The 23004-nt window shown below is 64.9% G+C and carries 23 protein-coding genes and 1 tRNA gene; 17 read left to right on the plus strand and 7 right to left on the minus strand.

The genetic code is table 11. The annotated features are described in order from the left end of the window. The coding region (locus AAGA11_16525) for an IS481 family transposase (GenBank protein ID MEM9604473.1) at window positions 1-118 on the plus strand (118 nt) is incomplete at its 5' end. 68 nt (window positions 119-186) lie between these two features. Here the strand turns inward: AAGA11_16525 and queG are convergent. Further along, window positions 187-1275, minus strand: a complete 1089-nt coding sequence (gene queG / locus AAGA11_16530) for a tRNA epoxyqueuosine(34) reductase QueG (protein ID MEM9604474.1) — start codon at window positions 1273-1275, stop codon at window positions 187-189. 18 nt (window positions 1276-1293) lie between these two features. Between queG and crcB the strand changes: the two genes are divergently transcribed. Beyond that, window positions 1294-1665, plus strand: coding sequence for a fluoride efflux transporter CrcB (crcB, locus tag AAGA11_16535; GenBank protein MEM9604475.1), 372 nt, complete (start codon window positions 1294-1296; stop codon window positions 1663-1665). A gap of 51 nt (window positions 1666-1716) precedes the next feature. Next, window positions 1717-2994 (plus strand): serine--tRNA ligase, encoded by a 1278-nt coding sequence (serS, locus tag AAGA11_16540; GenBank protein MEM9604476.1) that lies wholly within the window; start codon window positions 1717-1719, stop codon window positions 2992-2994. A 112-nt stretch (window positions 2995-3106) separates the two neighbouring features. Here serS and AAGA11_16545 read toward each other — a convergent pair whose 3' ends face one another. Together AAGA11_16545 and AAGA11_16550 are read right to left on the minus strand one after the other, a co-directional pair. Further along, window positions 3107-3286, minus strand: a complete 180-nt coding sequence (locus AAGA11_16545; GenBank protein MEM9604477.1) for a hypothetical protein — start codon at window positions 3284-3286, stop codon at window positions 3107-3109. A 66-nt stretch (window positions 3287-3352) separates the two neighbouring features. Continuing rightward, window positions 3353-4012 (minus strand): Bax inhibitor-1/YccA family protein, encoded by a 660-nt coding sequence (locus AAGA11_16550; protein MEM9604478.1) that lies wholly within the window; start codon window positions 4010-4012, stop codon window positions 3353-3355. Window positions 4013-4361: 349 nt separating this feature from the next. On the opposite strand from AAGA11_16550, the gene AAGA11_16555 reads away from it, so the two are divergent. The 13 genes from AAGA11_16555 to AAGA11_16615 all read left to right on the plus strand — a co-directional run bounded on the left by AAGA11_16555 (window position 4362) and on the right by AAGA11_16615 (window position 17332). After that, window positions 4362-4449, plus strand: a tRNA-Ser gene (locus AAGA11_16555). Window positions 4450-5343: 894 nt separating this feature from the next. Beyond that, window positions 5344-5661, plus strand: coding sequence for a hypothetical protein (locus tag AAGA11_16560; GenBank protein MEM9604479.1), 318 nt, complete (start codon window positions 5344-5346; stop codon window positions 5659-5661). Window positions 5662-5872: 211 nt separating this feature from the next. Continuing rightward, complete coding sequence (locus tag AAGA11_16565) at window positions 5873-6154, plus strand: PaaI family thioesterase (GenBank protein ID MEM9604480.1); 282 nt, start codon at window positions 5873-5875, stop codon at window positions 6152-6154. 962 nt (window positions 6155-7116) lie between these two features. Next, on the plus strand, window positions 7117-7704 hold the full coding sequence (locus AAGA11_16570; protein MEM9604481.1) for a prepilin-type N-terminal cleavage/methylation domain-containing protein: 588 nt from the start codon (window positions 7117-7119) through the stop codon (window positions 7702-7704). 35 nt (window positions 7705-7739) lie between these two features. Beyond that, window positions 7740-9458, plus strand: coding sequence for an ATPase, T2SS/T4P/T4SS family (locus AAGA11_16575; GenBank protein MEM9604482.1), 1719 nt, complete (start codon window positions 7740-7742; stop codon window positions 9456-9458). Window positions 9459-9471: 13 nt separating this feature from the next. After that, window positions 9472-10671 (plus strand): type II secretion system F family protein, encoded by a 1200-nt coding sequence (locus AAGA11_16580; GenBank protein MEM9604483.1) that lies wholly within the window; start codon window positions 9472-9474, stop codon window positions 10669-10671. 53 nt (window positions 10672-10724) lie between these two features. Then, a complete protein-coding gene (locus AAGA11_16585) occupies window positions 10725-11543 on the plus strand; it encodes a prepilin-type N-terminal cleavage/methylation domain-containing protein (GenBank protein MEM9604484.1) in 819 nt (272 codons plus the stop codon). Then, the gene (locus AAGA11_16590) at window positions 11540-12925 is read left to right on the plus strand and encodes a hypothetical protein (protein ID MEM9604485.1); all 1386 of its coding nucleotides are present in this window, start codon (window positions 11540-11542) and stop codon (window positions 12923-12925) included. Before AAGA11_16585 ends, AAGA11_16590 begins: the two co-directional genes overlap by 4 nt. Before the next feature lie 11 nt (window positions 12926-12936). Then, complete coding sequence (locus AAGA11_16595; GenBank protein MEM9604486.1) at window positions 12937-13689, plus strand: hypothetical protein; 753 nt, start codon at window positions 12937-12939, stop codon at window positions 13687-13689. Next, the gene (locus AAGA11_16600) at window positions 13686-14243 is read left to right on the plus strand and encodes a hypothetical protein (protein ID MEM9604487.1); all 558 of its coding nucleotides are present in this window, start codon (window positions 13686-13688) and stop codon (window positions 14241-14243) included. Before AAGA11_16595 ends, AAGA11_16600 begins: the two co-directional genes overlap by 4 nt. After that, window positions 14240-15811 (plus strand): secretin N-terminal domain-containing protein, encoded by a 1572-nt coding sequence (locus AAGA11_16605; GenBank protein MEM9604488.1) that lies wholly within the window; start codon window positions 14240-14242, stop codon window positions 15809-15811. Before AAGA11_16600 ends, AAGA11_16605 begins: the two co-directional genes overlap by 4 nt. A 24-nt stretch (window positions 15812-15835) precedes the next feature. Then, window positions 15836-16669 (plus strand): tetratricopeptide repeat protein, encoded by an 834-nt coding sequence (locus tag AAGA11_16610; protein MEM9604489.1) that lies wholly within the window; start codon window positions 15836-15838, stop codon window positions 16667-16669. A gap of 234 nt (window positions 16670-16903) precedes the next feature. Continuing rightward, complete coding sequence (locus tag AAGA11_16615) at window positions 16904-17332, plus strand: META domain-containing protein (GenBank protein MEM9604490.1); 429 nt, start codon at window positions 16904-16906, stop codon at window positions 17330-17332. Between the two features lie 27 nt (window positions 17333-17359). On the opposite strand, the gene AAGA11_16620 is transcribed toward AAGA11_16615, so the two are convergent. Genes AAGA11_16620 through AAGA11_16635 form a run of 4 tightly spaced genes read right to left on the minus strand, consistent with a single transcriptional unit; the run spans window position 17360 to window position 21914 of the window. Beyond that, window positions 17360-18835 carry an AMP-binding protein gene (locus AAGA11_16620; protein ID MEM9604491.1) on the minus strand — a complete coding sequence of 492 codons (1476 nt, stop codon included), beginning with the start codon at window positions 18833-18835 and terminating at the stop codon, window positions 17360-17362. A gap of 4 nt (window positions 18836-18839) precedes the next feature. Continuing rightward, on the minus strand, window positions 18840-20090 hold the full coding sequence (locus AAGA11_16625) for an acyl-CoA dehydrogenase family protein (protein ID MEM9604492.1): 1251 nt from the start codon (window positions 20088-20090) through the stop codon (window positions 18840-18842). Window position 20091: 1 nt separating this feature from the next. Then, the gene (locus AAGA11_16630; GenBank protein MEM9604493.1) at window positions 20092-20874 is read right to left on the minus strand and encodes an alpha/beta fold hydrolase; all 783 of its coding nucleotides are present in this window, start codon (window positions 20872-20874) and stop codon (window positions 20092-20094) included. Beyond that, on the minus strand, window positions 20871-21914 hold the full coding sequence (locus tag AAGA11_16635; GenBank protein ID MEM9604494.1) for a peptidase M29: 1044 nt from the start codon (window positions 21912-21914) through the stop codon (window positions 20871-20873). The genes AAGA11_16630 and AAGA11_16635 overlap by 4 nt, the downstream gene beginning before the upstream one ends. A gap of 62 nt (window positions 21915-21976) precedes the next feature. On the opposite strand from AAGA11_16635, the gene AAGA11_16640 reads away from it, so the two are divergent. Beyond that, entirely contained in the window at window positions 21977-22933 is a 957-nt protein-coding gene (locus tag AAGA11_16640; protein MEM9604495.1) for a flavin reductase, read from the plus strand. The last annotated feature ends 71 nt before the right edge of the window (window positions 22934-23004 follow it).

Raw genomic sequence — 23004 nt, forward strand, 5'->3', positions numbered from 1 at the left:
ACTCCCTCACTGGCTCCACCGCTACAACTGGCACCGCCCGCACGCCAGTCTCGGCTACCAACAACCCATCACCCGACTCGGTATCGATGTGAACAACCTACTGGCTATACACAGCTAGTCGCACCACCCATTCGCCGCGTCTTGCTTCACCTGCGCGGCCCGGCAAGGACACAGCTCTTACAACAGCTACGCCCCGACACCGTGCTGCGCCAGCGCCCAGTGCACGTGCTCCGACACCAGCACATCGGACGTGTTGGCGCGGGCCTGCAGCGCGGCGATGACCTCGGGCGTACTCGGGGCGTTGCCAAGCGCGACGGCGATGTTCCGCAGCCAGCGACGGTGGCCGATGCGCCGGATCGGGGAGCCCGCGAGGCGCTCGAGGAAGGTGGCTTCATCCCAGGCGAACAGGTCCACCAGGCGCGCGGTGTCGAGGCCGTTGCGTGGCGCAAAGGCCGGGTCCGTGGGTCCGGTGGCGAACTTGTTCCAGGGGCAGACCAACTGACAGTCGTCGCAGCCGTAGATGCGGTTGCCGATGGCTTCACGATATTCGAGCGGAATCGCGCCCTTGAGCTCGATTGTCAGGTAGGAGATGCAGCGCCGCGCGTCGACGGTGTAGGGCGCGACAATCGCGCCGGTCGGGCAGGCCGCAATGCAGCGGGTGCACGAGCCGCAGTGCGACGGCACCTGCGGCGCGTCCACCGGCAGCGCGAGGTCGGTGAAGAGCTCGCCGAGGAAGAACCAGCTGCCGGCGCGCGCGTTGATCAGGTTGCTGTGCTTGCCGATCCAGCCGAGCCCGGCGCGCATCGCCAGCGCCTTTTCCATCACCGGCGCGCTGTCCACGAGCGCGCGAAAGCCGAGTGCACCGGCCTGGTCGCGCAGGCGTTTGCCGAGCGTTGCCAGGCGTTTGCGCATGAGCTTGTGGTAGTCCCGGCCGAGCGCGTAGCGCGACACGTAGGCCCGTTCCGGGTCGTCGAGGCAGGGCTGCATGGGCGCTGCGTTCCCGGGGAGATAGTCCATCCGCACCGAGATGACCCGTCGGGTTTCCGGCACGAGCGCAGCGACGTCCTTGCGCAGCGTGGCGTGCTCGTCCATCCACGTCATGTCGCCGTGGTGTCCAGCGGCCAACCAGTCGTCCAGCCGGGCGGCGTGCTCGCCAAGCGTGCCGTCGCTGACCCGGCACTCGGCAAAGCCGAGTTCCGCCGCCCAGGCGACGAGTTGCGTCTTGAGAGTGTGGAGGTCGGTTGCCGACGGGGCTCCTACACTCGGGCTTTGCACTGAGCAGTGGGCCGCGCCGTGGAGTGGATCTGGATCATGTTGGGCGGGGCGGTGGGCGCGAGCCTGCGACACGCGACCGTGCTGTTCGCCGCCCGCGCCGACTCGGCACTGCCACTCGGCACGCTTGTCGTGAATGGGGTGGGCTGTGCCGTGGCGGGGTGCGTGCTCGCGTGGATCACGGTGCGCGGTGGCGATGCCCCCTGGCGGCCGTTTCTGCAAGTCGGGTTGCTCGGGTCGCTGACCACCTTCTCGGCCTTCTCGGTGGACACCCTGCGCCTCGTCCAGAACGGCGAGACCGCCCTCGCGCTCGCCAACGTCGGCCTCAACGTCGTGTTGTCGCTCGTGGCAGTGGCAATCGGCTATCTGGGCCTGCGCGCGTTGCTGGTGTGACATAGAATTGACCTTATAGCCTATTTCCACTTCGCGCTGAATCCTCCGACCATGATCGACCCCAAGTTGCTCCGAGCTGACATCGACGCCGTCGTCGCCAACCTGGCACGCCGCGGGTATGACTTTGACGCCGCCGGCTTCGCGTCGCTCGAGTCGCGTCGGCGCGACGTGCAGGCCCAGACCCAGTCGCTGCAGGCCGAACGCAACGCGAGCGCGAAGCAGATTGGCCGGGCCAAGGCGCAGGGCGAAGACACCCAGCCGCTGCTTGACGCGGTGGCCGACCTCGGCGACAAGCTCAAGTCCGCCGAGACCGAACTCAACGCCGTGCAGGCGGCGCTCGACGACCTGCTCTCCGGCGTGCCGAACCTGCTGCACGACTCGGTGCCGGCCGGCGACAGCGAGGACGACAACCTCGAAATCCGCCGCTGGGGCGAGCCGCCAACCTTCGACTTCACACCGAAGGACCACATGGACCTCGCCGAAGGCGGTGGCATCGACGCCGAGATGGGCAGCAAGCTCACCGGCAGCCGCTTCACCGTGCTGCGCGGCGACGTCGCCCGGCTGCACCGCGCGCTGATCCAGTTCATGTTCGACGTGCACCTCGACGAGCACGGCTACAGCGAAGTCAACGTGCCCTACATCGTCAACGACGACTCGCTGCGTGGCACCGGGCAGCTGCCGAAATTCGCCGAAGACCTCTTTGCCCTCGAGGGCGAACGCGCCTTCTACCTGATCCCGACCGCCGAAGTGCCGGTCACCAACTTCGCGCGCGGCGAGCTGTTCGAGCCGGCGCAGTTGCCGCAGCGCTACGTGGCGCACACGCCGTGCTTTCGCTCGGAGGCCGGCAGCCACGGCCGGGACACGCGCGGCCTCATTCGCCAGCACCAGTTCGAGAAGGTCGAGATGGTGCACCTGGTGCCTGAGGACGAGAGCTGGGACGCGCTCGAGGCGATGGTTGGGCACGCCGAAGCGATCCTGCAGCGGCTCGAGCTGCCCTATCGTGTGGTGACGCTCTGCAGTGGCGACATCGGTTTCGGGGCCTGCAAGACCTACGACATCGAGGTCTGGCTGCCGGGGCAGGACACCTACCGCGAGATCTCGTCTTGCAGCAACATGACGGACTTCCAGGCGCGCCGCATGAAGGCACGCGTGCGAAACGCCGAGACCGGCAAGCCTGAGCTGATCCACACCCTCAATGGCTCAGGCCTGGCGGTTGGCCGCACCCTGATCGCGGTGCTGGAGAACCACCAGCAGGCCGACGGCAGCGTGACCGTACCGGACGCACTGGTGCCGTACCTGGGCGGCAAGGCCACACTGCAGGTCAGTTAGTCAGCGCAGCGCCACCAAGGCGCCGCTGACGGCGGCCAAGCGAGGCATCAAATTGAGGGGTTCTGTGCGTCCTGCCTGCGCGGCAGGACGGCGTGGCAACGCGCTCCGGCGGCTAGGCGAAGCTGATCAACAGCAGCACGAAAGCCAACACCGCGATCAGCGGCATGGCCGCGCCCATCCAATCTGAGCCGCTGCCCTTGGGGGCGTTGCGCGCCATGCGCAGCGCGCCGGGGACGACCATCACGGCAATCGCGATCGCCAGCACCACCTGAAGCAAGAGAGTCCAATCCACGGGCTGTGCCTCCGTTGAACAAAAACGCCCCGACAAGCGGGGCGTTGACCGGGTCGAGGGGGACGGCTAGTCGTCGCCGCCCGCGAAGCCCAGCAGCATCAGCAGGCTCTGGAAGAGGTTGATGATGCTGAGGAAGAGGTTGGCGGTCATGACGATGTAGTTGTCGACGTAACCGTGCACCATCTGGCTGGTCTCGTAGAGGATCAGGCCACTCATCAGCAGCACCATCGCCGCCGCCATCGCGAGGCTGACCGCCGGCACCTGAAAGAACAGGTTGGCGAGCATCGCCAGTACGACCACGATCAGGCCGACCCCGAGGAAGCCGCCCATGAAACTGAAGTCACGGCGTGTGCTGAGCGCGTAGCCCGAGAGGCCGAGAAAGATCGCACCGGTGCCGCCCATCGCCATCATGACCGTCTGGCCGCCGTTCGGCAGCGAGAGGTAGAAGGAGATGATCGGGCCGAGGCCGAAGCCGAGCAGGCCGGTGAACGCGAACACCACGCCGATGCCGGCGCCGGAGTTGGCGGTGCGCGGCAGAGCAAACCAGAGCAAGCCGATGCCAACCAGCGTGGCCACCAGGCCCATGCCCCGGGTTGCGCCGATCGCCATCGAAACCGCCGCCATGGCTGCGCTGAACAGCAGGGTCATGGAGAGCAGGGTGTAGGTACTGCGAATCAGCTTGTTCGTTTCGAGCGTACTGCGCGTGCCTATCGCTTGGGTTTGCATCAAAAGCTCCTGTTGAAACTGAGAGGTTGGGTCTCGGACCGACGCTCGTCCTGAGAGTTCGGTGTACCGAGCTGTGTATGAATATGTCGTGCCGATCGGCAAAATTCAAGGGTAGGTGATGGTTTTTTCCAACCGATTCAGGCTTCTAGCGCCATATAAATATGTGTCAAAAGGGGCAGTTCTCGGGCCTCTCGCACAGCGCCCCGCCACCCCTGAGCGCACCTCCGTTTGCCCGAGCGCCGAAATCCGCTACACTTGCCGGCTGTTGAGCAGGGCGGCCCCCCGCTCGACACACCCGGGCTGCACACCAGGCGAGCAGCCACGCCACCACGGCGAGCTGGTACCTGCCGGAGAGGTGGCAGAGTGGTCGAATGCGGCGGTCTTGAAAACCGTTGACTGTAACAGGTCCGGGGGTTCGAATCCCTCCCTCTCCGCCAACTTCAAGCCCAGCGCTTGACTCCAATTTCCCGCCGGCCCGAAGAGCTGCGCCTTTCTCCCAAGAGGGAGGGTTCGAACCCCAGGGTTCGACGACGCCCACTGCGCGGCGACCGGAGCGAAGCGACGCCCGCAGGGCGAAAAACCGCCCAAGCGGTTTTGAGGTCATCCCTCCCTCTCCGCCATCTTCAAGCCCAGCGCTTGACTCCAATTTCCCGCCGGCCCCAAGAGCTGCGCCTCTCTCACACGAGGGAGGGTTCGAACCCCGGGGTTCGATCAGTTGCCGGAGGCAACTGAGACGCCGAAGGCGCCCGCAGGGTGAGGAATCGCCGCCCGGCGATTCCGAATCACAAACCGGCGGAGCCGGTTTGGACGCTGCTTGCAGCGCTCACAGGGCGAAGAAACGCCCGAGCGTTTCTGAGTCAATCCCGACCGACGCTCCCTCTCCGCCATCTTCAAGCCTTGCGCTTGTCTCCAAGTTCCCACCGGCCCCAAGAGCTGCGCCTCTCTCACACGAGGGAGGGTTCGAACCCCAGGGTTCGACCGCGAGCACAGCTCGCGAGACGGAGCGCAGCGACGCCCGTAGGGCGAAGAAACGCCCTAGCGTTTCTGAGTCAATCCCTCCCGTCGTTCCCTCTCCGCCAACTTCAAGCCCCGCGCTTGACTCCAATTTCCCACCGGCCCCAAGAGCTGCGCCTCTCTCACAGGAGGGAGGGTTCGAACCCCAGGGTTCTACAACGCGCACTGCACGGCGACCTGAGCGAATCGACGCCAACGGCCCATCGTGCTCGATCCGCTTCAGTGCCGGACAGGGCGGCCGATCACATCGGGTGGCTGCGCATCTCTATGCGGGTCAACACGGATCCTGCAGTCCGCAGCATCAGAGCGAGGTTGTTATGGAATACGTTGGCGTGTTGCTCTTCTTCGGCGGGATCACTTTGTTCCACTACAGCCAAGAGGAGTTTCTCGGTGTTTCCGAGGAAACGTGGAAATCAATCAGCCTGACAGTCTTCTCGAGTGCGTTTCTCGTCTTTGGTTGGGACGCATTGTCCAGTGGACGCATCGCGTTTTACCTCTTTGATAATCCGCTTCTGTCTTTTACGGTAAAGCGCGAAGAGTGGCCTTCGGTCTTTTATACACTGACGGCAGCGACGTTCTGCGTAGGCCTCATTGGGTGGCTCAATATGTTCAAGACACTGTACTCAAGGAACTGAGGCTCAAGCGCGCGAAGCAGATTGGCGCAAGTTGTAATGCAATCGCGCAACCTACCTTTCCCTGCAAAGACCCTATTGCTCTGCATGTGTAAGCGAAGCGTGGAACGTCAACACGCTTCACGTGTACCAGCACAGAGTGCCAGCCAAACGTGACTAGTGACTCAACAGCCACGTTGAGTGCGGAGACCGCGACAGCCTTGTTGTCGATTTCATGGTTACCGTCTGTGGTGGTTTCGCCGCGACACTGCTGGACGCCGTGCTGGACATTGCCGTGCAAACTGTCCCGCCGCCAGCGACCGGTGTCACCACCGCCGAGCTGAACCTGAATTTCACCCGAGTGGTCTTGCCCTCGATGGGGCGACTGGTTGCAACTGGTGAGGTCGTTCATCACGGCAAAACGATGATCACGGTTGAAGGTCGCCTGGAAGGCGCAGGCGACGACAGGCTCCATGCCAATGCCACGGCGACCTGCTTTGTGCTCCAGATCGTTTGACCGCGATGGACGCGATCGGCACCCGTGCACCCGCTGGGCTGTCTGGCTACCGACGGGTGCCAACGGCAGTGTGCGTGTGCGTGCGCGCGCTGTGATGCCGTCTTTCGATCAACGAGCTCGGTTGCAACCGCGCTGCGAACAGCCCGCGCGTGGCGCCTCCCCGGGTAGGCGCGTCTTCAGGATTTTCTGCCTGCAGGGACATGCCTGTGATGATTCGGTCGGTGTCGCCAGTCCACGTATGCCCGGCACGGACTGCGAGCACCTGTCGCTCGCGTGGTGCTTGTAAGGCCACACTGGCAATACCGTGACCGTTGTCAGACCGACCGCAGAGTGATCGTCGCCGTTGGACCGGGGCTCGCCGCGCTGGTGACGGGCGTTGGCGCCACAACCGATTGTGCGCAGAGTCGCGGAACGGCCTTCTTTGGCCGTCAACCCTTTCTGACCGACCGATGCGCGGTCACACGCCCTCGGGCTGTGCCCGCACGTACTGCCCATGAATCCGTGCACAGTGACACCCGAAGCGCAAGAGGGCTTACCTGGCAATCCCGAGTCTGATCCCCCGACACGTCAGTATCGGCCAGTGCCCGTGTGGGGCGTTCGGTTCTGCCTGAACGCTGAGTTCGACACGCAGGGCCGGTCTGCGAGAGCGAATGTGAAACGCGGTGCCTGGCTGGCGTGCATCAGTGCGTTAGTGCCTGAACGGTGAGACACAGGTCCCGCGCGCACCGGATCAGCCCTGCAGTTTCGCGAAACTGCGCGCCGGTGTGACGTGCTCGGCGGGGATCGTTGGCGAACGCGTATTCGCTGTGTGGCTGCAAACTCAATCGTGCTCAAGTATCTGGGCGGCTGTCGCTAACGTTTCTGCGCCGTAACGCGTTTTGCGACCGTGGCTGTGTGTCGGTTCGCGAAACAGGCTGATAACGGCAGAAAACAAGTTGCCAGTTTCAACAGGGAGTTGAAAAATGAAAGTTGCAAAGAGAGAACACGGTTTTACGCTGGTTGAGATGATTGGCGTGTTGGCGGTGATCGCGATCCTCGCCTCGGTGGCGGCGCCGCGCATCTTCGACGCGATCGAAGACGCCAAGGTGTCCAACTTTGTCCAGCAAGTGAAAACGTTGGAGACCGCGGTGGCCAAGTTCAACGCGGACACCAGCCGCTGGCCGCGGATGTACCCGACGTCCGATGCGTCCACAGCCCCGCACAACCACCAGTTGTTGATCAACGCCGTCAACGCGGCGGGCGATGCCATCGCCAACTGGCGCGGGCCGTACTTGCAGAAGAACCTTGTCAACCCCTTCAGTGCCACGGCGTACCAGGCCCTGTACAACACATCCGATGGCCGCTGGGCGTGTGACGTCGACGGCGACGGCACGTCCGACGGGCAGTTCCTGGTCTACCGCGCCGACGGTATCACGGACAAGATTGCCGAGAAGATCAGCGGTGTGCTCGACTCCGATGCCGGCACAGCGAATTGGAAGACCCAGGGTCGGGTGAAGCGGTACAACGGCACGCACACCAGCATCCTTGCAGTTTGCCTGGCACGTGTTTGATCGCCTGTCGTAACAGCCACAGGCGATAGCACCCCATGAATCAGCAGCAGGCCGTGAGGGCAGACATGCCCGCCGAGGACACCAAGGCCAACTCGGCTGAGCAGAAGCCACTCGGTCAGCGCTTGATCGACATGGGCATGATCACCGAGGCGCAACTCAACCTGGCGTTACAGGAAAAGAAGCGCAACGGGGGGTTTCTCGGCGAGGTGTTGGTCTCGCTGGGCTTCATCAGCCAGGATGTGCTCACCAACAACCTCGCGATGGAGACGCAAACCCGGGTTGTCGACGTACTCAACGTGGTCGTCGACACCGAGGTGCTGGCGCTGGTGCCGTACGTCACGGCCCGGCAGCTCAAGGTGATGCCGATCAGTCTGGACGGCGATGTGCTCACGGTGGCCTTGGCGGACGCTTTCAATGTCATTGCCATCGACTCCATCGAGAAAAAAACCGGTCGGCAGGTCGACATTGTCAGCGCGGCCGAGGCCGATATCCTCGAGACCATCGAGCGGCACTACGCCCAGGGCAGTTCCATTGACGACACCGTCGAGACCCTGCTGAACGAGGGCGCAGACCTTGATGACGAGGGTGAGCGTGAGCGGTCCTCCCTGCCGCGCCTGGTCGATCAGATCATCGCCCTCGGGATCAAGACGCAAGCCACCGATATCCACATTCAGCCCGAAGAGAAAATGGTGCGGGTTCGCACCCGGGTCGATGGGGTGCTGCGCCAGGAAGTGTTCATTCCCGACCTGTTGCAGGCTTCGCTGACGGCGCGGATCAAGCTGATGGCGGACCTGGACGTGACCGAAAAACGGGTGCCGCAGGATGGCCGCATCCGCTTCCTGTACGGGCGCCGCGAGGTCGACTTGCGGGTCTCGACACTGCCGACGAACCACGGCGAAAGTGTGGTGATGCGGATCCTCGAGTCGGCTGACAACCGACCCTCCTTCAATCAGCTTGGTCTCGGTGACCGGGAGCGGATGCAGATCGAAGAGGTGATCGAGCGGCCCTTCGGTATGGTCCTGGTGACCGGGCCCACCGGTTCGGGCAAGACCACAACGCTCTATTCGGCACTCGGGCAAATCGACGCGATCAAGCGCAGCGTGTTCACGCTCGAGGACCCCGTCGAATACTCCATGCCGATGGTGCGCCAGACACAAATCAAGTCCGACATCGGCATGACCTTCGCGAGCGGCTTGCGTGCGCTGCTCCGGCAGGACCCCGATGTCATCCTGGTCGGTGAGATACGTGACCAGGAGACGGCACAACTTGCCACGCGGGCGGCACTGACCGGCCACCTGGTGTTCTCGACCTTGCACACCAACAATGCGGTGGGCGCGGTGTCGCGTCTGGTTGACATGGGGGTGGAGTCCTACCTGTTGCCAGCCGCGTTGACTGCCGTGATCGGACAACGCCTGGTGCGCCGGATCTGCAGCGATTGCAAGGTTGAGGTCGCAGACGCCGAGCGTGTGCTCGCCGATCTCCCCGTCGACACCGAGCGCTTCACCGGTGCCCAGTTGTACAAGGGCGAGGGCTGCTCGAAGTGCCGCAGCACAGGCTACAGCGGGCGTCAGGCCATTTACGAGGTGCTGGTGCTCGACGAGCGCTTTCACGACCCGATCATGCACGGCGCCGTGGCCTCGGAGCTGCAGCGCCTGGCCGAGGAGATGGGCATGTACAGCATGCTCCAGGACGGCCTGCGCAAAGCCTGCGAAGGCACCACCACCGTCGAGGAAGTGCTGCGGGTGGTTCGCTGAAGGGCGCTGAACGATGCCGGATTTCACCTACAAGGCCGTAGACAAGGGCGGAAAGTCGATCGAAGGCAGCATGGCCGCGGACAACGAGGTCATGCTCGATCAGCAGTTGCAGGCGATCGGCTACTGGATGATCGAGGCGCAGCTGAGCTCCAAGGCGGCCGCTCCGAAGCGGTTCAAGGTCACGCGCAAGGAGCTGATCGAGTTCTGCAGCGCCATGTCGGCCATGCTCGGTTCAGGCATCAGCATCATCGATGCCTTCGAAACCATGACCGAGCAATCGAGCAACCCGGGCTTCCTGCACGTGCTCGAGGATGTCTCACTCAATGTGCAGGCCGGTAACCCGATTTCGGAATCCATGTCGCTGTACCCCACGGTCTTCCCGGTGCAGATGTGCAACCTGATCAAGGCAGCGGAGGTGAGCGGTAACCTGCCCGAAGCCTTCAAGGACCTGCAATTGCACCTCGAGTGGGTGGACCGCATGGTCTCGGATGTCAAGCAGGTCAGCATCTACCCCGCGATCGTCGTCTGCGTGGTGATCTTGTTCATTCTGTTGCTGTTCAGCTTCGTGGTGCCGACCTTCACCAAGATCCTGGTGAGCCTGAACGTACCGCTGCCCGCAATCACCCAGGTGGTGATCGCGACGGGCGACGTGATCAAGCAATACTGGTGGGCGATTGTCGGCACGCCGGTGGCCGCATTCATTGGTTTGCGCTACCTGGCGCGAGCCTCCGACGTGGTCGCGCTCAGACTGGATCACGTCAAGCTCGGCTTGCCGATCTTTGGTGACATCGCACGCATGATCGCGTTGTCGCAGTTTGCGCACAACATGAGTGTGTTGGTGCGCTCGGGTGTCACCATATTGCAGTCGCTGACCTTGTGTAAGGACATGATCGGCAACCGCGTGGTCGCAGCCGCGATTCAGGACGCCGAAAACGCCGTGAACGAGGGCAAAACGGTCAGCAGCGCCTTGCGTGAGCACCGGATTTTTCCGCCAATGATGCTGCGCATGATCACGGTGGGTGAGGAAAGCGGGCAGTTCGAGCACGCCCTGGCGCACGTCTCCGCACGCTTCGATGAAGAGATACCCATTCGGGTGAAACGCGTGTTCGCCATCGTCGAGCCCGTGATCATGCTGACGCTGATCGGAATCGTCGGTATGGTTGCGCTGGCAATCTTTTTGCCTTTGATCAGTGTGATGGGCTCAGTTGGATGAACCCGTGACCGTTGCCCTGTACGGGTGTCAGGTCTGCACAGACGAAGGATCGTATGAAGACGCATGGATTGCAGGGCGCGCGGCGCCAGCGCGCAGGGTTCACTCTGGTCGAGATGATCGGGGTCATGGCGATCATCGCCATACTGGCATCCGCGATCGCGCCGAGCGCGATTCGGTTGATCATTCGCGCGCGCGGTGACCAGGAAACCAACACCGTCAAGGCGCTCGCCGAAGAGCTGCAGCAGTACGTCCATCGGCAAAAGCAGATCCCGGCGCCGAGCGTGGCAGCCTGGAGTGCGGCGATCGCGAGCCTGTCGGACTTGCCCGTCGATCAAATCGCCACCAACCCCGGTGGCTACGACCGCGCGGTGTATTTCGACCCCCGTTTCTTCACCAACACCGACACCAGCTTCGGCGGCTACACGCAAACGGGTGGGCTGAACAGCGCGCCGGTTTCGCCGCGGTTCATGGTGGTGTCCAACCTCGAGGGCAACGTACCGGCAGCACCTGTCACACACGCGGCCTTTTCTGCCATCTGGGAACAGACGTCGGCGGCGGGCCTGGTCGAGTCGGAGTCGATCAAGATCGAGCGGCGCAACCTCGGGGGGTTGTTCCGTCGCGTGCTGCTCAGCAACGAGCGAAACAGCGAGCCCTCATTTCAACTCGAGGGGGGTGGACGGGTGGCGCTGGCCACGGCGCCGGTCGGCGGGCCCGCCACGGTGTCGGAGCGCTACATCATCAGCGACAGCCGCGTCAGCCTCTACGACGCACCGTTCGCGACCGCCGCGCTGGAGCAGGTCACGCTGATTGACTCGGACAAGCACTACCGCTACCGCCAGGACGGCGCCGATTGGGTCTGGGAGCTGCCGTGAGCACGCACTTCGGCATCAGTTGGATTTACGAGGAATTTCACGCGGTTCGTCTGTCCCAGGACGAGGTTGTCCAGGAGTGGCGTGCATCAACGCCTGTCACCGACTTGACCGGCTTCTCGCTGGCTCTTGCTGAAGCCAGCAAAGCGTTGCGGATGCGGCGCGGTGGCGAAATTGCGATCGCCCACGAATCCGATGAGCACACACACAGCTTTTTTGATGTGCCGTCGATGTCCGAGCGCGACCTCGAGAAGTACCTCGTCCGTCAGGTCGCTCAGGAGAAGGGTTTCAGCGAAGCCGCCGCCTGGGCCTACCGCAAGAGCAGCGCTGACGCGGAGAACAAGAGCGTGTTGGTGCACGTGATGCCCGCCAGCACACGCGACGCGATCCTGCGGATCTGCGAAGAGAACCATGTGGTGCCGAGGCGCTTGCTGCCGCTGACGGACATCATGGCGCAGCACGTGTTGCGGGTTGACCGCGACCACCATGAACACACCTTGCTGGTGGCCCTGTTCGACTCGCGCATCGAAATGGTGGTGTTGAGTGCCGACGGCGACCCGATGTTCGTGCGTGAACTGGGTTTCAGCTGGCACGGTGGCGGGGTCGAGCGGTTGCGCACCGACATCGAGCGCACACTGCTGTTTACCAAGCAGCGTTACCAGAGCACCATCAGCGCTGTGACCCTCATGGGTGTGGATGCAGTCGAAGCGGCCACGCTAATGCAACCGCACTTTGACATCACCCTCAGCCCGGATGAACTGTCGCTCGAGCACGGTTTCTGGGCTGCCGAAATAAACCGCCTGCCAAAGCGCACCAAGACCAACTTCGTGCCGCGGTCAATGCAGCGCGCGGTGACCAACAGACAGTTGATCGCCACAGGCAAGCGCATGGCGCTCGCTGCATCGCTCTGCAGCATTGCGGCCATTGCCAGCATCGAGTTCTACATCTTTCAGCACGCCAAACAAAACGCGGACTTGATCAGTCAGATCGAGCAGCTACGCACAGAGCAAAGCGACCTCCTGGCCCAGCGCGAAACCCTGACAACGTTGGAACAACAGCTTGCCACCCTCACCGATCCGGAGCACGTACTGCCCGTGCTGTTCCTGCAGCAGATCGGTGATGTGCTGCCCGAGAGCATGGTGTTGCGCCGGATCGAACTCGAACAGCGTGACACCGTTTGGGCATTCCGACTCGCAGGCATCAACTACACCAGCCTCGCAGACGCCGCGCACAGCTTGAGCGAGCTCGAATCACGCCTTGCCCGTGCGCCGTGGCACGCTGCGGTGTCCGCCAGTTGGCAGGATGCGTGGCTGGAGCAATTGCGCAACGGACGCGCCGCAGGTGACGCCGAAATCTCCTTTGAGGTCGAGGGTGACATCTTGTGAACGCGGGGGCCGTGGATGCAACAGCCGAGAACAGACGCAAGCAACCGCGTCGCAAGCCGGCTGCGGCCGGCCTGAAGCGCGTCTCGCAACTGCTCGATCAGGGCCTGGCTCGATTCGGCTCCTTTCGCGGCGCCACGTGGGTTCTGGCGTTGCTCACGCTGGCCTCCGGTGTCGGCGTCTGGTGGAGCATGACCCAACGCCTCGGGAAGATTGAAGCGCTGACGGCCAACAGCAACAGCCAGATCGGCTTGTCCGATGAGATCAATCGATTGCGCGCGCTTGGGATCGACACGCAGATTGAAGCGGTACAGCGTGAGCTCGACCGTGAGCAGGAACGCCTGTTCCCGGACCATCAGACCATGGCGGCTTACTTGAGTGAGAAGAGTGCGTCGGCCAAGAGCGTCGGCATGGAATTGAGCTACCGGATCCTCGAGAACCGCGATGTGACGGCCTTGCCCGGTGTCAAGGTGGCGCCGGTGGTCCTCACCTTGGCCGTGGGGACCCGCTACCAGGAAACCGGATTTGCCCGGATGTTGTCGTTCTTGCTGGACATGCGCCAGCAGCGCTGGCGACACGAGCTGGTGTCCGCTGCAGTGAACGGTGAGGTGGGCGGTGCAACGACGCTCGTGGCCGAGATTGAACTGTGGTTCAAGGACAGCGGCGGATTCGGCGTACGAAGCGCGGCATTGACAGAGGCCGACAACGACCAAGGTGCACCGGATGGCCCTGGCGCAGGCGGCGAGCCAGGGACGGAACCGGAATGAAAAAATGGTTGAACAACCCGGTTGTCGTCGGACTCCTCGCGACCGCCGCCCTGGGTGTGGTGTTGATGCGCGTGGCACCGTTCCTGGGCATTGGCGGCGAGGAGGTGAGCACGCATGTCGAGGTGAACGAGCCGGGTGACCCGAACACCGACAGTGGCACGAGCGCGCCAGGCGAGACCGTGCGACGGGCGGCGTTGAACCGAGACGGCGAGGAGCCGTATGCCGGCTCAGCGGATCTCCGTGCGGCCAGCGCACTGTCACCGTCACAGCGCGACCCGTTTCGTCTGAGCGAACAGGCAGTCGACGTGCGGACCCAGGCGCTGACCGTCGACAGTGCCGCATCCCAACCGCTTGGGTATGACACGGTGGTCACGGCGATTGTCGAGGGACCGAACAGTCGCTACGCGGTGCTCAATGCGCGCATCGTGACCGAGGGTGACAGGGTTGGTGTTTACGAAGTGGTGGATATCAGCAGCGCGCAGGTGCTGCTCAAGGGTCCCGAGGGACAACGCACTGTGTCGCTCAGCGCACATCAGGACAGGAGGTCCGAATGACTATCAACGTGTGGCGGCTCACGCTGCTCACCCTCGCTTGCGGGTTGGTAACGGCGTGTGCCGCGCCCAACAAGGTCACGCGTGACCTGATCCCCTCCACGGCGGCGCTGGAGCGGCAACCCGACGTGCCTGCGCAACCGACGCGGCCGGCCACCGAGCTGTCCAGGAGCCTGGAGGCCATGCCGGTGTTCACGCGGTTGGCGTGGCCCGAGGTCGGCAATGTCGTGCCCGACCAGGCAAACGAGCAGCTCTACAGTTTCGTCGCCGAGAACCTGCCCATACAGCAAGCGCTGCAGATCTTTGCTCGCGCCTACGGGATCAACATCGTCGTCGATCACGATGTGCAGGGTGTGCTCACAGCGGAATTCACCGACTTGCCGTTTGACCAGGCCATGGAAGCCATGCTCAAGGCAGAGGGCTTGTACTGGGAACGTGATGGCAATCTCGTGGCCGTCAAGTCGTGGGAGACACGCAGCTTTACCGTGAACTACATCCGCCTCGTGCGCAGCGGTGAAAGCAGCAGCGTGGCACAAATCAGCACCGGCAGTGGCGGGGGCGAGGACGAGGGTGGCGACGGTGGTGGGGCCGGGGAGATTTCGGTCAGCCAGTCCGACAGTGTGGCCTTCTGGGACGAGCTGGAATCGCAACTCGAAGACATCGCGTCCGAGAATGGCCGCATTCTCATCAACCGCATGGCGGGCACGGTGCAGATCTCCGACGTGCATCCCCGGGTTGAGGAAGTCGCACGCTACATCGAGCACATCAACAGCGCCGTGCACCGTCAGGTCGACATTGACGTCAAGATCGTCGAGGTGGCGCTGAACGACGACTTCAGCCTCGGCGTCGATTGGAGTCAACTGAAGTCGGGTGGCGCCGACGGCACGAGCATCGAACTCGGCATCTCACAAATCATCGGTCAGCCTGTTGGCGGTGCGGCAGCGGGTGCACCCACGCTCGGGTTGCGGCTCTTCGGTGACGACGGGGATCTGGATTACTCCGTGCTTGTCGAGGCCTTGCAGGAGCAAGGCGAGGTGCGCACGGTTTCGCAACCGAAGATCCGCACGCTGAACAACCAGTCCGCCATGATCAAGGTTGGCACGGACCGCACCTTCTTCAGCCGAGAGGTCACCACCGATACCACGTCCGGCACCGCGGTCACGGTGGTCGAGGACGTGGCTCAGATCGTCACCGAGGGCATTGTGCTCTCGATCACCCCTCAAATCTCCACTGAGGGTTGGATCATGCTGGACGTGTCGCCGGTGATCACCCGCGTGGCGAGTGTCTCCGAGGTCAGGGATGAAAACGGCAATGTGCGCTCCAACGCGCCGAACCTCGAGATCCGGCAGGCGTCATCGCTGGTGCGTGCCCGCAACGGCGAGACCGTCGTCATTGGCGGCTTGATCCAGGAGCAGGAGACGGACACCGAGCGCTCGGTGCCGGTGCTCGGCAATCTGCCGGTTGTGGGCGGCCTGTTCCGCGGCACCTACCAATCCAAAACCAAAAAAGAGCTGCTGATGTTCATCACCGCGCGCCTGGTCGAAACCCCATTCACCACAGCGGCCCGGTAGACGGGCTTGCAGGAGACTTCCGCTATGAACACCCCGTTCTTGCGCGCATCAGCGCTCGTTGCAAGTCTGCTCGTGACGGGCACAGTGCACTCTGACGACGCGACCACACCGGATTTGTCGCAATCTGATCAGGCAGGCCAGGTTGTCGAAGTGTTGCAGCAGATACTCAGCAATGGGCAAGACGCCAGTGACAGCGAAGACGAGACGACCAGCACGGACGACGGCGACACGGCCGAGACCCAGAGTGCCGTAGCCGACTTGCCCGTCGTTGGATACGTGCCTGAAGACAAATTGCCAAAAACCCGTGGCAACCGTCGCATTCTGTCGCCCACGGATGCCACATTCCGCCGCGCGCTGGCGCTGCAGCACACCGAGCCCCAGAGCGCGACACAGATGCTGGAACACGTGCTGAAAAGCCAGCCTGGTCATGTCGACGCGCGCCTGATGTTGGGGCGACTGCTGACCATGTCGCGCAGAGCGGAACAAGCCCGTGTGGTGTTACTCCCGCTGCTGAACACGGACAACTTCGATTGGCGGCCCTGGTTCTGGGCGGGCTCGGCGATGTTGCAGATCGGAGAATTGCGCCGTGCCGAGTGGATGCTCGACCAGGCCCTGGCTCGGAACCGTGATGTGCCCGCGATCTGGATCCAGCGTGCCATCGTGGAGCAGGAGAAGGGGTCTGGAGAGAGCGCGCTCCAATTGCTGAACGAGGCACTCCGGCTTGCGCCTGACGACCCGCACGTGCTGCTCAACATCGCGGTGTCAGCGAACACCGTTGAGGGCCTGGGTTCCTTCAGCGAAGCCTATTACGCCAAATACACCAAGGTAAAACGGCAGTCCGCGTTGCAGGGTGACTGAGTCGAACGGCGGTGTGCCGGGTTTGGCAGCCAAACCGGTTGGCTCGGCTGATGCCAGGCTCGATTCGGCGCGACGCGGCGCACTGTCCGGGTCTTGATTGCTGAGCGCTGTCAGGTTTTCCGCGAGAAGGGCGGCAGTGTCCCCTCCGATCGACCGCCACGGCAGTGACGCGGGCATGGCGTGTGGTGCAAGCGCTACACTACAGGCGACTTCAATGACTCGAGGGATGCTCGGATGACAACGGCGCGGCTCGGTGTGCTGGTGTGGCTGATTGCTTCCCTCGCGGGATGCATCGCCGTGAAACCCACCCAACCTGCAGAATTTTCGCTCGACGGTGTCGAGCTTCGCCTGGTGCGCCACAACGGGCAGATCAACCGGGTCGAGCAACTGCTGACCCTGGTGCGCGACGGCGACGGCGTGCAGGTCACCGGCTTTGCCGGGTGCAACCGCTTCTCGGGCCGCGCCGAATTCGATTCGGCCGGGCGTTTGTCGGTCGGGCCGCTGGCCGCAACGCGCCGAGGCTGCACCGACGCGGCCGTGGCCGAGCGCGAGAACGCCTACCTCGCGGCGTTGAGCGGGCAGGTGTTCGAGGTCGCGGCCGAGGGGCCGAACCTGCAACTGCGTGGCGAGCGGGATACGCTCGCCTTTGCCGCCCTCCAGTAGGGCCCGATGCGCCCTCGAGCGTGGGGCTCAGGGCGGCGTCAGGGCGAATTTCTGCACCTTGCCAAGCGCGTTGCGTGGGAAGTCGGCGACCACGTGCCAGTCGCGCGGGTGCTTGAATCTCGCGAGTGACGCGTGGAGCTGCGCCCTGGCCGTGTCTTCGGAGTAAGTGGCCGCGTCGACGATGAGCCAGGCGGCGGGCACCTGGCCCCAGGTGTCGTCGGGCACCGCCGTGACCGCGACGTCGCGCACCCCCGGCACGGTGCGCAGCACACGCTCCACCTCGGCCGGGTAGACGTTCTCACCGCCCGAGATGATCAGGTCGCGCGCGCGGTCCTGCACGTGCAGGTCGCCGTCGGCGTCGAGGTAGCCGACGTCTCCGGTCGCGAAGCCGCCGTGCCGCAGGGCGTCGGTGCTCGCCTCGGGGTTGTTCCAGTAGCCGCTCAGGATGTGCTCACCCAGCACGACAATCTCCCCGCTGGTGCCGGGGGGGCAGGGCGCGCCGTCGCGGTCGACAATGCGCAACGCGCTGTGCAGCGCCGCGCGTCCCGTGGTGCCGCTCGCGTGGTTGCGGTGGTTCAGCGTCTGGTAGGCCGAGACCGGCCCCGTCTCGGTGCAGCCGTAGACCTGCACCACCGGCACGCCGCGGTCTTCGAACACGGCGAGGGTCTCGAGTGGCACGATGCTCGACCCGGTGGTCAGCATGCGCAGCGAGTCCACTGGCGTGACTTGCCAGTTCGGCTGTCCTGCGAGGGCCTGGATGGTGGCCGGTACCAGTACACACAGGCTCGGCCGGTCGTCGGCGAGCGCGCCGAGCGTCGCGGCCGGCTCGAAGCGGCGGTGCAGCAGCACCTCGGCGCCACAGTAGAGCGCGGGTGTGGTTTGGATGTTGAGGCCGCCGACGTGGAACATCGGCAGCACCGACAGCACGCGGTCCGCGGCGCTCATGCCGTGCATGTGCACGGCGTTCCACGCGTTCACCTGCAGCGCGTGCTGGCTGAGCATGGCGCCCTTCGGCAGCCCGGTGGTGCCGGAGGTGTACACCAGCAGCAGCGGCGCGTGCGGGTCGACCGGCGCTGCGGTGTGTGGTGTGCCTGTCGTGTCATCCCACGCGGTGGTTTCGACGTCCCAGCGGGTCAGCGTCGGGTTGGCGGCGATCAGTGTGTCGGCGCCGCCCGCCATCGCCGCGTCGGCGAACAGCACGCGCGGCGTTGCGTCGTCGATCACGTGCTGCATTTCGGCGGTGGACAGCCGCCAGTTGATCGGTGAGAGCACCGCACCCAGCCGGGCCGCGGCAAACAGCAGCGTCAGCAGCTGTGGGTGGTTCTGGCCCAGCCAGACGATGCGGTCGCCGGCGCCGACCTCGAGTCGCGCCAGGGTGGTCGCGCAGCGCGCGACCTGATCCGCGAGGGCGCTGTACGACCACCGCTCGCCCTCGAAGCGGATGGCAGTGGCGTCGGGGGTGTGGCGCGCGTGTGCGTCGATCCAGGTGTCCAGCGTTGCCATGGGCTCAGTCGTCGGTTTCCCCGGGCTTGTATAACATGGCGCGGCCGAGCCTGTCCTGGCAGAGTTCGGCTGTCCACGGCAGCATCAACGAGCCGCAGCGGCTGTCGCGGTAGATGCGCTCGAGCGGCAGGCTCTTGAGCATCGACTGCCCACCACAGGTGCGAATGGCGAGCCGCGCGATCTCGTTGGCGTTTTCCATCACGGTGTACTGTGCCGCCCAGGCGCGTCGGACCTGGGCATCGCTCGGTTTCGGCCCGGCTTCCATGATCGCCTGAAACCAGAGGTTCTTGGTCTGCTCAAGGCGGATCTGCATGTCGGCCACAGCGATCTGCTTGGTCGGGTACATGCGCCGTTTCACCGGCGGTGTGCCCGGCATTTCGCCGCGCAGGTAGTGCACAGTGAAGTCGACCGCCGCCTGGGCGAGGCCGACGTAGGCGGGCGTGAGCGTCATGAACATGTGGGGCCAGGTCGACGCCGCCTTGAAGTACACGCCACGCGGCATGAGTTCGGCCGTGTCGGGCACGATCACGTTGTCGAACAGCAGGGTGCGCGACACCGTCCCGCGCATGCCAAGCGGGTCCCAGTCGCCCGTCACCGTGACGCCCTCGGCGTCGGCCGGGATGGCGAGGTAGAGGGTGTTGGCGCGGCTTGGCTTGCGGCCGCCGGTGATGTCGGTGCAGAGGATACCGTAGTAGTTGGCGTGGCCCGCAAGCGAGGCGAAGATCTTCTTGCCGCTGACCCGCCAGCCGCCGTCGACCTGCTCGGCGGTGGTGCCGAAGGCCGCGGCGCCGGCGGCCGCCGCGCCGCCTTCCGAGAACGGCTGCGAGTAGATTGCGCCGTCGTCGAGGATGCGTTGGTAGTGGAGGCGGCGCCGTTCGGCGTGTTGGCTGCGCTCGGCGTCACGGAGGTCGAGGTCGTCGCAGAGCGCGCCGCTCCAGAGGCAGGAGCTCACGTGCATGTTCAGCGTCAGCGCGGTTGCGCCGCAAAAGCGGCCGATCTCGGCGGCCGAGAGCATGTAGGTCGGGTAGTCCGCGCCGATGCCGCCGTCGGCTTCGGGGATGCAGATGCCGAGCAACCCGGCGGCGTGCAGGTCGCGGTAGTTCTCGACCGGGAAGCGGGCATCGCGGTCCCAGTCGGCGGCGCGCGCGGCGAACACGTCCGAGGCCAGCGTGCGCGCGCGTTTACACAGCGCGCGCTGTTGGTCCGTCAGGCGGTAGGCGTCGGGGTCGAACAAGGGGGCGATGGCGTCGTTCATCTCAGGCACCGGCAGCACGGGTGGACAGGAAGTCGGCAACGCAGCGGTTGAAACGCGCAGGTTGCTCCAGGTAGGCGAGGTGGCCGGCCCCGTCAAGGCAGGCGAATTGTGCGCCCGGGATCTTCTCGGCCATGCGCGCCATCATTACGTGCGGCGCGTTGCTGTCGCGCTCGCCGGCCAACACCAGCGTCGGGCAGGCAATCGCGGCGAGGCCCTCGCGGGCGTCGAAAGTGGTGATCGCGGTCATCGCAGCACGGTAAGCGGGTTCCGGCACGGCACCCATGCAGGCGATGGCCCGCGCGCGGGCATCGGCCGCCGGGGACTCGCCGAGCAGGCTGTCGACGATGCCGGGGGCGAGGTCGGCCAGGCGTTCACCACGGTCAAGCGGTGCAAGCCGCGCGGTCAGGAAGGCGCGCTGGAAATCGCCGTCGCGCTTGCCAAACGCCGGACTGGTCGCCGAGAGCACCGCAGCGCTGATCCGTGTCGGGTGCCGCTGCAAGGCCGCCTGTAACACCATGCCGCCGATCGAGTGGCCAACCACCGCGGCGCGGTCGATGCCGTGGGCGTCGAGAAGCGCAACCAACGCGTCGGCGAGCGCCGGCCAACCGTAGGGGTCGAGCATGTCAGAGCCGCCGTAGCCCGGCATGTGCCAGGCGAGGCAGTGGTGGCTGGCAGCGAAATGCGTGAGTTGCGGCGCGAAGCTCGAGCCGTCGCCGCCGACCCCGTGCAGGAACACGAGCGCCGGGTCGCCCGGACGCCCGGCCGAGAGCGCGGCCGGTGTCATGCCGCGTCGACCAGTGTGCCGTCGCGCACCACGGTCTCGCCGTCCAGCGTGATCGTGCAACCGCGCACCGGGATGTCGAAATGCCCCTCGGTGTAGCGTTCGGCGAATTCGTTCGCGCCGGTCGAAAACAGGAAATTGCCGGCGAAGGCGCGCAACTCCGTGCCGTTGGTGTCACCCTTGTCGTAGAGCGTCATGGCTTCGTAGCGTGCCGCCGGGTTCAGGCCCCAGCCGACGTGCGAGACCGCGTAGGCGTTGCGGTCGCCCCAGGCGGCGAAGTAGCGGCGGTGCAGTTCAGCGTCCGTGCTGTCACCCGCGATCTCTACCACATGGTCATCTTCGATGCGCAAGCTGACCGGCGCCTCGAGGTAGCGTTTGAAGGTCAGGTTCAGGTCACCACGGTCGAGCACCAGGGTGCCGTTGACGCTGTGCTCGCGCGGAAACGACACCACCAGCCCGCCTGGCCAGTGGGCGAGGGTGCCGGGCTTGTCAGTGTAGCCCCAGATGCCCACGGTCGCGGCATCGCGCATCGAGACGCTGAGGTCGGTGCCCGCGGCCGAGCTGACGTGCAGGGTGCCTGCGCCGCGGAGACGCCGGGCGGCCTGCTGTGTGCGGGCCTTGATGCTGTCGTCGGGCAACAGGCGCTCGAGCGTGTCGGGGTGCTCGTTGCAGACCGTCAGGACGCGCGCCCCGGCTTCGAGAATGCGTGGCAGCTCCGGTGCGTGCATCAACCCCTCGACGGTGCAGTCGACGATGAAATCAGCGGCGTCAAGGGCGCCAAGCACGGCGGGGTGTTGCCGAAGGGCTCGACAGGCGCCGGTCGAGCGCACCGGCACCGGGCTGGTCTGCGCAGGGGTGGGCAGCGTCACGTGCGCGGGCAGGGCACCGAGTGACTCGAGCGCGAGCTCGGCGAGGTGCGGGTTGAGCGCGCGTGACTGGGTCTCGGACAGGATCACGCAGCTCTCCGTGGCTGAGACGCTGCAGCGCGTGAACACGTTGCGGAAGGCGTCGATCCAACGCCATTCGATGCGGTCACGCAGCACGTCCGATCTCCATGAAAACTGATAATATGAAAAGTAATATAAATACCCTTCGGGCTCAACCGATGGACCTGACCGCCCTCGACCCGACCGACACTCGCCCGCTGCGCGATGCGCTCGGATGCTTTGCCACCGGAGTCTGCGTGCTGACCGGCTGCTCGGCGGACGGCGCGCCGTTCGGCATGACGATCAATTCCTTTGGCTCTGTGTCGCTCTCGCCCGCCCGGGTGTGCTGGTCGGTGGACCGCGCGACGCCGGACGCCGACCGCTACGCCGAGACTGACGCTTTTGCGGTGTCGGTGCTGTCCCGCGAGCAGGCCGAGATCTGCTTTGCGTTTGCGGGCGACGACGGGGACCGCTTTGCCGGACGCGACTGGGCCGCCACGCCGCGCGGTTGTCCGCTCGTTGCCGGCGCGATCGCAGCCTTCGACTGCACGGTCACGCAGCGCGTTGACGTGGGGGACCATGTGCTCTGCATTGCCGCGGTCGAAGCGACCGCGGTGGCGCCGGGCGCGCCGCTCGGGTTCTGGGCGGGGGGACTGGTCGACGCAGTGCCGTTGGCCGGTGCCGTGGACCCGGCCGTGCCGTTCAGCGACCGCTACAGCGCGGCGCTGCTCGGCCGGGCCAGCGCCGTGCTCAACGGGGATTTCGCCACACGGCTGCCGGAGGGACTCAAGGCGGCGCATTGGCGGGTGTTGGCGTGCCTCGTGGACGGTGCGCTCACGGTCAACGCGCTGGCCGAGCAGGTGGTGGTCAAGCAGCCCACCCTGACGCGCATCCTCGACACCATGGTGGAGCGCGGGTTGGTGGTGCGGCAGCCCGACCCGGCTGACCGGCGGCGGGTCGTGATCGCCGTGACGGACGCGGGCGCGGCCATCGGCACGACGCTGCGCGCGGCGGCACTCGAACACGAAAGCGACACGTTCGCGCAGTGGACATCCGCCGAGCGCGCCCAGCTCGTGCGCTTGCTCGGGGCGCTGCTCGCGCGGTATACCAGGCCGACAGATTCGGGCGGAATGTGATCCGCTTCGCGTAAAAACCGGTCAATATTCAATACCTTTGAACGATAACTGCCGTATCGGGTCTCTTTGCA

This window comes from Pseudomonadota bacterium, assembly GCA_039196715.1.
GTDB lineage: Bacteria > Pseudomonadota > Gammaproteobacteria > CALCKW01 > CALCKW01 > CALCKW01.